12 protein-coding genes and 1 pseudogene are annotated in these 13762 nt (G+C 39.4%); all 13 read left to right on the top strand.

Annotated features, from left to right (window positions below; all coding sequences use genetic code 11):
- The first annotated feature begins 120 nt into the window (after positions 1 to 120).
- The 13 genes and pseudogenes from ACT29I_RS24045 (at position 121) to ACT29I_RS24105 (ending at position 13221) form a co-directional block, all read left to right on the top strand.
- Positions 121 to 1722 (top strand): beta-N-acetylhexosaminidase, encoded by a 1602-nt coding sequence (locus tag ACT29I_RS24045; RefSeq protein WP_444794649.1) that lies wholly within the window; start codon positions 121 to 123, stop codon positions 1720 to 1722.
- Between the two features lie 85 nt (positions 1723 to 1807).
- Positions 1808 to 4018: a beta-N-acetylhexosaminidase gene (locus ACT29I_RS24050; protein ID WP_444794650.1), complete on the top strand. Its 2211-nt coding sequence runs from the start codon at positions 1808 to 1810 to the stop codon at positions 4016 to 4018.
- A 94-nt stretch (positions 4019 to 4112) separates the two neighbouring features.
- Positions 4113 to 5765: a peptide-N-glycosidase F-related protein gene (locus tag ACT29I_RS24055; RefSeq protein WP_444794651.1), complete on the top strand. Its 1653-nt coding sequence runs from the start codon at positions 4113 to 4115 to the stop codon at positions 5763 to 5765.
- 74 nt (positions 5766 to 5839) lie between these two features.
- Complete coding sequence (locus ACT29I_RS24060) at positions 5840 to 6250, top strand: hypothetical protein (RefSeq protein ID WP_444794652.1); 411 nt, start codon at positions 5840 to 5842, stop codon at positions 6248 to 6250.
- Between the two features lie 140 nt (positions 6251 to 6390).
- Positions 6391 to 7134, top strand: coding sequence for an endonuclease/exonuclease/phosphatase family protein (locus tag ACT29I_RS24065; protein ID WP_444794653.1), 744 nt, complete (start codon positions 6391 to 6393; stop codon positions 7132 to 7134).
- A gap of 185 nt (positions 7135 to 7319) precedes the next feature.
- Complete coding sequence (locus ACT29I_RS24070) at positions 7320 to 7907, top strand: sulfatase-like hydrolase/transferase (RefSeq protein WP_444794654.1); 588 nt, start codon at positions 7320 to 7322, stop codon at positions 7905 to 7907.
- Entirely contained in the window at positions 7790 to 8563 is a 774-nt protein-coding gene (locus tag ACT29I_RS24075) for a sulfatase family protein (protein ID WP_444794655.1), read from the top strand. The genes ACT29I_RS24070 and ACT29I_RS24075 overlap by 118 nt, the downstream gene beginning before the upstream one ends.
- A gap of 168 nt (positions 8564 to 8731) precedes the next feature.
- The gene (locus ACT29I_RS24080) at positions 8732 to 10087 is read left to right on the top strand and encodes a transposase (RefSeq protein ID WP_444794656.1); all 1356 of its coding nucleotides are present in this window, start codon (positions 8732 to 8734) and stop codon (positions 10085 to 10087) included.
- A 230-nt stretch (positions 10088 to 10317) separates the two neighbouring features.
- Positions 10318 to 10680 (top strand): hypothetical protein, encoded by a 363-nt coding sequence (locus ACT29I_RS24085; protein WP_444794657.1) that lies wholly within the window; start codon positions 10318 to 10320, stop codon positions 10678 to 10680.
- Positions 10681 to 10705: 25 nt separating this feature from the next.
- Positions 10706 to 10870 carry a hypothetical protein gene (locus tag ACT29I_RS24090; protein ID WP_444794658.1) on the top strand — a complete coding sequence of 55 codons (165 nt, stop codon included), beginning with the start codon at positions 10706 to 10708 and terminating at the stop codon, positions 10868 to 10870.
- A 102-nt stretch (positions 10871 to 10972) separates the two neighbouring features.
- A pseudogene (locus ACT29I_RS24095) lies at positions 10973 to 12399 on the top strand (beta-N-acetylhexosaminidase); the annotation flags it as partial.
- A 117-nt stretch (positions 12400 to 12516) separates the two neighbouring features.
- Positions 12517 to 12819, top strand: coding sequence for a chitobiase/beta-hexosaminidase C-terminal domain-containing protein (locus ACT29I_RS24100; RefSeq protein ID WP_444794661.1), 303 nt, complete (start codon positions 12517 to 12519; stop codon positions 12817 to 12819).
- Positions 12820 to 12825: 6 nt separating this feature from the next.
- Positions 12826 to 13221 (top strand): PA14 domain-containing protein, encoded by a 396-nt coding sequence (locus ACT29I_RS24105; protein ID WP_444794659.1) that lies wholly within the window; start codon positions 12826 to 12828, stop codon positions 13219 to 13221.
- Positions 13222 to 13762 lie beyond the last annotated feature (541 nt).

The raw sequence follows: 13762 nt of genomic DNA on the forward strand, positions 1-13762 counted from the left end.
ACGTATCGTAGATAGGGGGATAGAATGAGTATATCCTCAGCTTTTATTTTTACTCTTGCATTAATTCGTAATCGGTTTAGGATTCAAACGAATGCTCTTAATTTTTTAATCAACAATAAAATGAACATAATCAAAATTGCATCTCTATTGCTTATTTTGTCGGTTACAAATATTTTGGCTCAGCACGTGGGCGTTATCCCTCAACCATTGTTTGTTACAGATAGTGAAGGAGAATTTGTTATCAATGCTAAAACTGTAATAGTTACAGATAAATTCAATCAAACTAATGCCGGATATTTACAAGAAATTCTTCAAGGTGTTATTTCTCAAAAACTTTCGGTTAAAAATAAAGGAGCTAAGGGTATTATCTTAAAAACAGATAAAAGCTTAAATGAGAAATTGGGTGAAGAAGGGTATTTGTTTGAGGCCGGGAAGAAATCAGTACGAATTACCGCTTCAACGGAAACCGGGATATTTTATGGTATCCAGACTCTTCGTCAGTTGATGACAAAAGGAGAAGGAAAAGGCTGGGCGGTTAAAGGTATTAGCATTGAAGATAAACCCAGGTTTAATTGGAGAGCTTATATGTTAGATGAGTCGCGTTATTTTCACGGGGAAGACTTTGTGAAACAAATGTTGGATCAGATGGCATTACTTAAAATGAACGTTTTCCATTGGCATTTAACCGACGATGCAGGTTGGAGGATAGAGATCAAAAAATATCCATTGCTTACCAAAGTGGGTGCTTTCAGAAAAGATTCTGAAACAGGAACCTGGCGTAGTGGAAAAACCTCAGGTGAACCACATGGTGGATTTTACACCCAGGAACAGATTAAAGAAATAGTAGCCTATGCAGCAGAAAGGAACATTACCGTGGTTCCTGAATTTGAAATGCCCGGACATTCCAGTGCAGCAATTGCGGCTTATTCGTGGTTAGGGACTGCCGGGAAAGATATTGATGTGCCGGTAAAATTTGGCAGGCATTACGACAATTATGATGTAACCAAGCCCGAAGTTGTACAATTCATCAAAGATGTACTATTGGAGATGTTTGAATTGTTCCCCTCTGAGGTTATCCATATCGGTGGCGATGAAGTGGGCTACAAAGTCTGGGAAGAATCTGCACACGTTCAAAAATATATGAAGGAGCATGGCATGAAAACACCTGCGGATTTGCAAATAGACTTCACCAATAAAATCTCTAAATTCATAGAAAAGAACGGTCGACGAATGATGGGATGGAACGAGATTATGGGCAAAAATATCCATAAAGGATTTGAAGAGAAAAAGCACGATGAAGATGCAGAAACTAAACTGGCACAAAATGTAGTGGTGCATTTCTGGAAAGGTGATGTGAAATTGGCTACCGAAGCGGCACAAAAAGGCTATGGTATTGTTAATTCGCTTCACTCAAACACCTACATCGATTACGGTTATAAAAATATTAACCTCGAAAAAGCGTATCGTTTTAATCCTATCCCTAAAGGACTGGAAGAACAATACCACAAGAATATTTATGGTTTGGGATGCCAGATGTGGAGCGAATGGACACCAACCAATGATGATGTAGAACGACAGACGTTCCCTAGGATTGCGGCGTATGCCGAAGTAGGATGGACACCGGTTTTAAGAAAAGACTATAAGGTGTTTCGCAACAATCTGAACCCAATACTTAAGCGTTGGACAAAGGAGGGTATTGGTTATAGTAAGGAGTTTGAATAGTCCTATTGTATACATAATTGGAGAAGTGGTAGTATGATAACTATCTAACACTTCTCTTTTTTTTTGAAATAAAATAGAACAAGAAATGAATAAAAGATTATTAACATGTATATGGTTTGTGGTATGCGCAATGATTACTGTGCAGTCTGCCAATGCTGTAAATGTAATACCACAACCCGTTAAGATGACAGAGAACGGGCAGAAGTTTGCTTTAAATAGTGATACTAAAATATTATTTTCAGCAGGATTAAAAGAGCAAGCTTTGTTATTGCAAAGTGCGTTATCACCAGCAACCGGGTGGGATTTAGAAATTGCGGAATCGAATAAAGCAAAAAGCAATGCGATATATTTGGGTATTGATAAAACTATTGATTTAAAACCCGAAGGATATAAGCTTAGTGTAACCAATAAAAGTATTCTTATTACAGCCAGGGAAGATGTCGGTGTTTTTTATGGTATTCAAACTTTGCTTCAATTAATGCCTGTTGAAATTTATAACAAGCAGCGACAAAAAGAGCTTGTCTGGAACGTGCCCGGTGTTGATATCGAAGATGAACCTACATTTGCCTGGAGAGGAATGATGCTGGACGTGAGTCGTTATTTCTTTGAAATGGATTACGTTATCCGATTTATCGATATGATGGCCATGTACAAACTGAACGTACTGCATATGCACCTTATAGATGATGCTGGGTGGCGTTTGGAAATAAAAAAATATCCTAAGTTAACTTCTGTGGGTGCCTGGCGTGGCGAAGGAAAAGATCGTACCGGAGGATACTACACACAGGAGGATATTAAAAAAATGGTGGCTTATGCTGCGGAACGCAATGTGGAAGTGATTCCTGAAATAGAGATTCCTGCGCATACCTTAGCTGCAATAGCTGCATATCCACATCTATCTTGTACCGAGAAGAATTTTAAAGTGCCTTTGCAGCATTTTATTAGCCGCGATTTATATTGTGTAGGAAAAGAGTCCACCTTTGAGTTTTTAGAGGATGTTTTTGAAGAGGCTTTTGCCCTGTTTTCTTCTAAATACATCCATATTGGAGGAGATGAAGCAAGGTATGACCGTTGGAAAGTTTGTCCTCATTGCCAGAAGCGTAAAAAAGAACTTGGTTTAGGTTCGGAAAAAGAATTGCAGGTGTACTTTAATCAGCGTATTCAAAAAATGGTTAAAAAGCATGGCAAAACAATTGTCGGATGGGACGAAATTATTGAAGATGGTTTAACTCAAAAGGCTGTTGGAATGGTTTGGCACGATAAAAAGAAAGCTTACTCCGGAGTTAAGGCAGGTCATGATATTGTAATGGCACTTACCTCAAGCTGTTATTTCGATGTGGCTGAAAGTAAAATTCCCGGTGAGGTAAAAGCAGCTACCTGGTTGCCACCTATCTCGCTTAAAAATACGTACAGCTGGGATCCGATGATAGATGGTATAGATGAAAAATACCGATCGCAGATACTTGGAGCACATGGTTGTTTATGGTCCGATCAGTTTATTCATGGTACTATATTGCAACGTATTGAACCAATTAACGAGAACCGTGCCGAAAAATATTTCGATTACCTGACCTTCCCCCGTATGTCTGCTTTAGCCGAAGTCTGTTGGACGCCAAAAGCCCAACGAGACTGGGCTATTTTTGAAACTAATATGCAAACACATTATAACCGTTACGATCAAGCGGGTTATGGATATCGTTTGCCACAACCCAAACTGGTTTCTAAAAAGAAAAAAGGAGAGGGCTATGAAATTGTATTGGAGAATGTAGTAGAGGCAGCCGAAATACGCTATACCGTTGATGGAATACGACCCAATGTACATTCTACTGTTTACACAAAGCCTGTTTTAGTGAAACGATTGGCTGATTTTCAGGCTATAACTGTTGTTAATCGTCACCAATACTCGCTTCCATTGTATTTCCCTCAAAAATATGAGGCGTTTAAAAAATATGGAAAGTTGGTTGCTGAGTGGAGACCAAAAGACATAAGCGGTAAAAAATACAATGAGTTTGAAATGAATGCTACCGGAAAAATTGATAAAAACGGTAAGTACGAACTGACTTTCTTATATACTGGTGGTAATTCCCGTTTAGATATAAAATCGGTTGAAGTATATAAAAACGGTAAAAAAGTTACCGAAGATATTCATGAAGGATATACAGGTGGGGCGTCCAAAAATAATATCTACAAATTCATTATTGGTGATTACGAAACAGGTGCTGCTTATAAAATAAAAGCGCAAGTACGTGGCGATTTAGGAAACGATAGCTACGGAGTTGTTTTTATTAAGAATTGAAATATGTTTTTTTAATACTTGATAAATTAATTCAACCCATTTAGTAAGTTGATATTAACAAATTATATATCGAACTTAAAACAGTAAAAAAGAAATGAACAAAACTACGATATGGACACTTATTTTGGTATTATGCTCAACGTTAAATATGGCAGCTCAATACCAACAAGGCGATACTTTGGTTGTGCAAACCTTAACATTCAGCGATATAACAAAACGGAGAGGTACTTTTAAGTTCCCTGATTCGAATGATGGCTATGCCAAAATTCAAATGATCCGTACCATAAAATGTGATGAGAAAACAACACTTGATAGATACCCCTGTGGGGAATGGGACTATTCGACGCATACCCATGTTTATGTGCCAATTAACGATAGTGTCAAGGAAATATTTGAGCTTGAAAATTTTGTTACGCCATACGGTAAAAAGTTAGATTTGGGAGAGGATGGCTTTACCTTTGTATATGACGTTTCTGATTATGCACCAATATTAAAAGGAAGTGTTGAACTATCTTCGGGTAACACTGCCGAGCTTGTTGATGTAAAATTCCTGTTTATTAAAGGGAAACCTGTGCGTGATGTCATCTCTGTTGAGAATATTTATCCCTGGGGAAACTATAAATACGAAGATTTAGCCGACGAAAAGGTTTTGAAACCTGTTGAGTTAGGTTTAAACCCGAATGCCAATGGATATATGCTACGTGCAAGAATCTCGGGGCATGGACATAATGGCCCGAGGAATTGTTGCGAATGGGACAGTAAAACACATACCTATTTTGGTAATGGCGAAGTTCTTTTCCGTTGGAATATCTGGAAAAATTGTGGCGACAACCCTATTTATCCGCAAGGGGGAACATGGCAGTTCGACCGTGCCGGGTGGTGCCCGGGAACACCCGTGGATACCTATGATTTTGAATTGACCCGTTTTGTTGATCCCGGTGATAGTTTAAAACTCGATTATGGTATCGAGATGTATAAAGATAACGGGGAAAAAAAGGGAAACTATATACAAAGTCACCAGCTATTTACTTATGGTGCCCCAAACTTCAAAAACGATGGAGCAGTGGCAGATATCATTACTCCTAGTTCAAAAGATGAATATAGCAGGATAAACCCGATCTGTAAAGATCCCCGTATCAGGATACAAAATACCGGAAAAAACACCTTACACACTTTACTGATAACCTATGGTTTACAAAATGGACACCAATACGAGTATACATGGAGTGGACAACTGGAGTTTTTAGAGAAAGAAGAAGTTGTTTTACCTAATATACCATGGGACGAGGCTGAGAACAACTCTAATTTTATGGTTTCGGTTTGTCAGCCTAATGGGATACCTGATGAGAATGAAAGCAACAATATGATGGTTTCCAAGGTAAAACTTCCACCTCTTCTTTCATCGTCGTTTTATCTTATTATGGAGGCAAACGACAAGGGACGAGCGCACGAAACATCATACAGTATTATAAATGCAATTGGTGAAATTTTTTATGAGCGGGAATCGTTGGAAGATGAACAGGAATATGAAGAATATGTTGAGCAACTACCCAAAGGATGTTACGAACTTCGTGTAAAGGATAAAGCCGAAGATGGTATGATTAGGCATTGGTGGTACAGGAACTCCGAACCTGAAATGATTGGGCGCAACGGACGTATTGCTATCTATGATATTGATTTTAAATTGGTGAAAGAACTTAAATTTGACTTCGCTGAACAGGAAGTTTTCCGTTTTAGAGTTGAGTAATAACCTTTTAATATCATAATTCCATGAAACTTCTTCGCTTAACAAATTCATCTTTTTTATATAAATGTTGTTTGATGCTTGCTGCTGTATTTTTTTGTTTTAATGCAAGCTCAGTACCTTTAATATATTCTGTACATGGCAAAGCAATTTTCAAAAATGATCAGAAGAAAATAACCATTGGAAAGGATTGTAGGTATATAAAGCGCCATTACAGAAAAACATACCTTGCCATTAAAGAATTTGCTTTACGTAAGGCCCCTGATTCCTATGAAAAACGACAGGCCGAGTTTGATAAACAATGTATGGCTTTCAGGGCAATTGAAGTGTTATGGAATAGTAGTGCTCCCGGTAGTAAAAGCCGCAAGTCGATAAAGATAGGACTGCTGCGATGGAACTGGCTTGAGGGTGATCCTGTACTTGACAACCCGCGTCCGGTTGATTGGTACATGGTGTATATGGAATGCATATACAAAAAGAAAAAATAGTAGTTAAATAAATCTTTAATAACAAAAACCATGTAGTTGATTCCGGAAAAGTGCATTGAAATAATATTAAGAATTTAGATATGAACTGTAAAAAAATAATTTCCCCGACAGTAGTTTTTTTTCTGCTGTTTCAATGTGGTATGACACAAATTAAGAATAATGATAAAACAATTGTCAAAGTTCTTAGTTTCAATATTCTTCACGGGGCTACCATGAATAATGATTTTGATTTGGACAGACTTGCCAAAGTAATTGCCGATGCAGATCCTGACCTGGTTGCCATGCAAGAGGTAGATTTTAAAACCAACAGGGCCAGAAAGTATGATTTGGTTACTGAGTTGGGGTGGAGAACAAAAATGGTTCCTCTTTTTGCAAGGGCAATGGCTTATGATGGCGGTGAATATGGTGAGGGCATTTTGTCTAAGAGAACAATTATTAGTTCAAGAAATGTTGCTTTGCCTTATTCTAAGGGGCACGAGCCACGTGCAGCTGTTGAGGTGACGCTTGTCTTGGATCAGGGTGATACCATATCGTTTGTCGGAACACACCTGGATCATGAAGAAGGTGTAGACCGTGATAATCAGGCTAGAAAAATAAATGAGGTATTTTCTAAGAATAAGTACCCGACCATTTTGGCAGGGGACCTGAATGCTACACCGGAAAGTTCAACTATTAAGATTCTGGAAAAGGTATGGATGCCATCCTACGGCAATAATCCAGAACCAACTTACCCATCTGTTAAACCGAAGATTAAAATCGATTATGTGATGTTTACACCCATAGAAAGGTGGAAGGTAATAGAAACTGAGGTGATTCAGGATAAAGTGGCTACAGATCATTGTGTTTATCTGGTTACCCTTCAGTTGCTAGATAGCATACAATAGTACTTTGGGGGTAATACCATTTCGAAATTTTAATGAGCCTTATTTAATATTGGTATAAGGCCTTAAGAAGATATTATAGGGGCGGGAAACTCACTTTTAGAATGGGGCACAGCGCAATAATAAATCGGGGTAGTGCAAAGGATGATTGTCCTTTGTCTGATATTAACTAATCTTTTATAAGCACCATGAGCAAGTTAACGACTAAACAGCTTTTTTTGATAATAGGTATTGGGATGTACTGTCTCCAGCTATACGGAAACAGTACTGTATCCCCAAAGAATAAAGAGAAACGACCAAACGTTCTCTTTATTCTTACCGACGACCAGGGATCAATAGATGTGAACTGTTATGGTGCCAAAGACTTGTATACCCCAAATATGGATGGCTTGGCTCAACAAGGGATTCGTTTTAACCGGTTTTACGTAGCGGCTCCTATCTGTTCTCCATCCAGAGCTTCGTTGTTAACCGGGCTTTCTCCTCAGGCGGCAGGACTGCCCGGAAATGCCTCTTCTTTGCCCGGACATAAGGGAATGCCTACCGAGAAGGTTACCATGGCGGAAGTGATGAAGAAGGCTGGCTATGTTACCGGACATGTTGGTAAATGGCATTTGGGTTTTACTCCCGAAACCATGCCTAACGGTCATCGTACGGACACATGGGCGGTTGTATCGATAATTATTCGCACTTCTTTTATTGGCATGGCCCAAACCGCCACGAATTGTATGAAAACGGAAACGAAATATGGGAAGACGGAAAATATTTTCCCGATCTGATGGCTGAAAAAGTAGATGAGTTTTTAATGGAACATAAGGAACAACCATTTTTTCTATATTACGCGATAAACATGCCCCACTATCCATTGCAACCTACTGAAAAATGGCGATCGCATTATAAAGACCTGCCGATGCCCAGAAGGGATTATGCAGCTTTTGTTTCCACTATCGATGAGCGTATTGGTCGGGTACTGGCAAAACTTGATGATCTTGGGTTGCGAGACAATACCATCGTTATTTATCAATCGGACCATGGTCATTCTGTCGAGGAGCGAACTTTTAGCGGCGGAGGAAACGCAGGGCCATACCGAGGAGCCAAAACATGCTTATTCGAAGGAGGTATTCGTGTTCCTTCCATTATTAGTTGGAAAGGCCATCTGGCAGAAAATGAAATTAGGGATCAGATGGCTGTTAATGTAGATTGGCTGCCAACAATTACTGAACTCTGCAACATTGATTATAATGACCCCTGCTTGGGCGGTAAAAGCCTGGTTCCAGTTTTAAAGACAACGACGAACTTTCGCCACACAAAAGCTTTACTTGGAAATTTGGTGCGCAATGGGCGGTTAGCGAAGGTAATTGGAAACTCTTGGTCAACCCCAAGGATCCAACAGGCAAAGCGATCCTTGATCCTGACAAAGACCAGTTTTACTTAGTGGATCTGGCCAATGATCCAGGCGAAATGACCAACCTGGCAGATAGGTAGGGTCTGCCTTTTTATATATAACAGACTGCATGTCAATAACATGTTGAGAAATAAATTATTAAAAAACCCCGAAAAAGCCTAAATTAATAGGAAAATCGGGGTTTTTACATTTTTCAACATGAATAAATATACAAAAAATAATTTACCCAAGCTTTTTTCGGAAGAAGAAACTTGCGGACACAGAGTTCAAATATTCAAAGAGACAAAACTTGGAAAAATCCATGCATCGTTACCCTTGGAAGAGTTGGGCACTACCCTGCCCATTCGACAAGAAGGCACCGCCGGTGCGCCATCTTGGTTCGGCAATGCAGGCATGTTTGCCGTGATGTTTCTGAAGCATTACTTGAACCTGAGTGACGAGATGCTCGTGGACAGGATAAACACGGATTGGGAGCTTCAGATGTTTTGCGGCAGGCAGTTTGGGGACAACGACCGTATCCGCGACCGCAACCTTCCTTCTCGCATAAGAAGTTACATCGGCAACAACCTGTCCCTGGAAACCTTTCAGGAAATTATGATCGAGCAATGGAGTCCCCACATGGGAAACACCCATTGCAGCCTGTTCGATGCGACGGCTTACGAAAGTTACGTTAAATACCCAACGGACGAAAAGCTCCTGTGGGACTGCTGCGTATGGATATTTGAATGTATTTATGTGCTGTGCAAGGAACTTGGGGTTAAACGCCCCCGTCACAAATACCGCGAACAATCCATCAAACAGCTGGCTTTCTCAAAAACAAGGAAGAAAACTTTCAAGTTAAGAAAGCGACGGAGAAACAGCCTGCTGTACTTGTTGAACCAGGGCATTGTTTTTATGGATGCGTTGCTGGCCGAAAATGCAGCGTTCTTGAGCATCGCAAAATACCTTTGCGTTCAGGAAAAACTGAAAACGGTACGCACCATATTCCGGCAACAGACCTATATGCACGAACACCCGGGGGAGTACGTGAAAAACCGTATCGTGTCGTTTTTCAAACCATACCTGCGTCCCATTATCAGGGGGAAAGAAAACAAACGTGTCGAATTCGGCGCAAAGGCGCACATCTATCAAGTGGACGGGATCAACCTTATCGACAAGCTGTCCTTTGACCCGTACAACGAGGCTCTTTGCCTGAAAGGTTGCGTTGACAAGCATAATCGTCATTTCGGCGAGCTTCACCAGTTGGGTGTCGACAACATTTACGGAACAAACAAAAACAGAACGTTCATTACGGAAAACAAGATATGTACCTGCCTGCCCAGAAAAGGGCGTCCCCCGAAACATGATAAACAAACAAGCAAAATGCGCCAAGAGCTGGGCAGACAAAGGGCAACAGGATTGGAAGGGAGCTTCGGCAACGAAAAAAACCATTATGGACTAAGAAAGGTAAAAGCCAGAACCCAAAACAATGAAATCGTGTGGATTCTGTTTGGCATCATGACGGCCAATGCGGTTAAAATTAGCAAAAGAACACGGCAACAAGAAGATGGCTGAAACAACCTAAAAGCTTGGAATCTTGTGCATGGGATAGGTATGCCCTTTTGTCAAATTTCAATTATAAAATATCATTTTGTTAATCCAAAAGCCAAGAACTGCTCCCATGGTAGTATAAAAAAATAAAAGCTGCACCTTTGAATGATACAGCTTTTGAATATTATTTCATTTTTTAATGTATAACCATACACGAAAGTGATTTACAGGGAAAGCCTAGGTATCCGGAAAAAGTGGAACATCTCAAGCAACTATATTTACAATGGGAATATGCCGATAGCGATGACATCCCTAAAAAGCGAATTAAAATAAATCATCTTGCCAAAGCAAAAAAGATAACGTTAATCAATCAACCATACAAGAAATACACCTATAAAGGTTCGTCTGTTTTAGTTGATGGAGGAACAGGAACGCAATTGTTTGATGCCGGCTTATGGCTGGGATTTGAAGCAAATGATTTGGAAGCTGTTGTTGATTTGGAGAAAAAGGAAAGTATTCATTCTGTATCGGTTGGTTTCCTGCAAAATGCGTCAAATTGGATTTTATCCCAAATATTTGGAAGTGTCCTTTTCGGCTACGGGCAAGAACTTCTCTGATCCAGAAAAAATTGAAATTAAAGAATTGAAAACACTAAACAGAACCAAGATAGAAAGACCGGAGATAAAAATAAATTGGAAAGCTCGTTACATTAAAATAAAAGCAAAAAGTGTTGGGCAGTGTCCCGACTGGCATCCCGGTAAAGGAGGCAAAGCCTGGTTGTTTGCAGAGGAGATCGTGATTAAATAATTATCAAATTTCTTGAGTATAGAATAGCGGGATATTAATATCAATACAAAATAAACACATAACAAAATGAAACAAATTATATTACTTAGTTTTTTGCTGGGAATGGTGTTGTTCTCATGCACAACCTCACCTACTTTTAAAGAGGATCAAATATCATTGGTTCCCAAACCGGTTAAATTTGCCCTAAATAAGCAATCATTTCAAATTACAGCAATCACAGTTGTAGCAGCCCCTGATGATAATCAAGCAAAAGCTGTTGCGTATTTGAATACGATGTTTCAGCGTGCTGCTGGTTTTGAACTTTCTATCTCTAAAGAAAATGGAGATAAAGGAATTGTCTTTCAAAATATAGAAGGGTTAGCTCCCGAAGCTTACCAACTGGAAGTTTCACCTCAAAAAATCCAGATAAAAGCATCCACCGAAGCAGGATTCTTTTATGCCGTTCAATCTATTAGGCAGTTATTGCCTCATGAAATTGAGAGCGATAAAGTGCTAGATCTACAGTGGTTTATTCCTTGTTTAACTATTGAGGATGAACCTCGTTTTACTTGGAGGGGAATGCATATGGATTTTAGTCGTCACTTTTTGAATATAGATGAAGTAAAAGACTTTTTAGACTATATGGCTCTTTATAAGCTGAATACCTACCACATGCACTTAACAGATGACCAGGGGTGGAGAATTGAAATTAAAAAATATCCGTTGTTAACAGAAAAAGGAGCCTGGCGGGTGGAAAGCTCACATGATAAAATATGTAAAGAACAAGCTAAAACAAATGACTCTTTTACCATAGATGAAACCAATTATCATCAGATTGATGGTGAACGCATGTATGGTGGTTATTTTACACAGGAACAGATTAAAGAAATTGTAAAATATGCAGGAGACAGATGTATAACCGTTGTTCCTGAAATAGATATGCCGGGACACTTTAAGTCTGCGATAAACAATTACCCTTATCTTTCGTGTACAGGAAAACCGGGTTGGGGAAAAACCTTCTCTACTCCTGCCTGTTTAGGAAAAGAATCCAGCTACGAATTTGTGAAGAATATATTGTCTGAAGTAGCTGAACTATTCCCTGGAAAGTATATCCATATTGGCGGCGACGAAGTAAATACAGAGTCCTGGATCAATTGTAAAAAATGCCAGAAAGAAATCAGGAAGCATCACCTAAAGAACGAACATGAGTTACATCGATGTTTAACCAAAATATTGAAAAGTTTTTACATTCGAAAGGAAAACGTTTAATGGGCTGGGACGAGATTGTTGAAGGTGGTTTAACCAAAGATGCCAGTATGATGTGGTGGAGAAATTGGGCTCCTACTTTGCGAAACATCGCTGCAGATAATGGTAACGATATGGTGATAACACCTGATTTTGAATATTATTTCGATTTTAAAAACGAGGCAACTCCTTTGCAAAAGGTTTATAATTACGAACCTATCCCGGAAGAATTTACATCTACGCAAGCCAAGCACATCATTGGTGTACAGGCAAACTTATGGTCGGAATGGATCCCAAACTTCAAGCGCTTGCAATATCAAGCTTTTCCGCGTATGCTAGCTCTTGCCGAAACTGGGTGGTCTGAAAAAAAAGGAAAAGATTTTGATAACTTCTCGCAGCGTTTATTGCATCAATACGACCGAATGGATATACATTACTACATACCTTCAATTGAAGGTTTAAGCAATAAAATAGCCTTTATTGATAGCTCGAAAGTGGAATTGATTAAACCGCTCGATGATTTAGATATCTTTTACACCCTTGACGGAACCGTTCCAACAAGAAATTCGATACCTTATACCAAGCCATTTTTCGTAACTAAAAACGGTAAAGTTAAAGCCCGTGCATTTCGTGGAAAACTGGCCAGTGAAATAGTGGAGGCTGATGTTGAAAAACAGCAATATCTTAAGCCTGTTGAGCTTGTGCCTGCGGATAAAGGTTTGTAACGCTGGGTGGTTGAAGGTAAATTTAAAGTGGTAGAAGATGTTCAACTGCCTGCATCACCTAAATGGTCGCAAATTGTAAAAGCAAATATGGGTGAGTATGCCGACAAAAGTCAGTACTCAATGGTTTTTAAAGGCTATTTTAATGCACACGATGATGGTATGTATGAATTTGTTACGAAGTCGGATGATGGTAGTTTGGTTTATTTTGGCGAAAAACTGGTTGTTGACAATGGAGGCAATCATTCAGCCATTAAACGTTCTGGAATGATTGCACTCAAAAAAGGTTGTCATGCAATCTCTATTATTTTCCACCAAGGTGGCGGAGGTGGTGAATTAACTGTTTGGTACGCCAGGCAGGGAGACATGTTGAAAGAACTTGACGGGAATATATGCGGTTTCTAGTATCAGGTAGTACCACGTAACACGGCAGCTGCCGGACTGGGAGTGAATGTGGTAAGGAGATTTTAGCATTTGACCCGACATTAGGCTCTTACAGGGCAACTGTTGACAATCCTGTTTGAAACTGGAACAGAATATGTTGGGGGTAATTTGTTAATCATATTTTTCTCTTAAGGAGCAATCTTTCACTATGGGGATTCGACCTCCTGAAAAATTTATTTGGCTCAAAGCATGGCTTTAGTAAGACCGGGAAGTTCCGAGTTTGTGAGGAAATCACCCGGCCGCATTTAGGACACGAAAAAAACAGATAAATTTTTTCAGGAAGCCTTGATCTTTTTGCTTCGCTTTTGGATCAAGTGATCACATTAATGAATTAATGCTATGAACCAAAGAAACACTGGATATTAGTATTTCTTTGGAAAAGTGTTTCTTAAGAGCTGAAAATGAAGGACCTGTCCCGAACTTGATTCCATAGCCGTTAACTTTAGCCATTAAAAATTAAATTAATTATTTCTGGATGCGTTTGTTTTTTCAATCTCTTTTC

It is taken from the genome of Saccharicrinis sp. GN24d3 (assembly GCF_052400645.1).
Lineage (GTDB): Bacteria > Bacteroidota > Bacteroidia > Bacteroidales > Marinilabiliaceae > Saccharicrinis.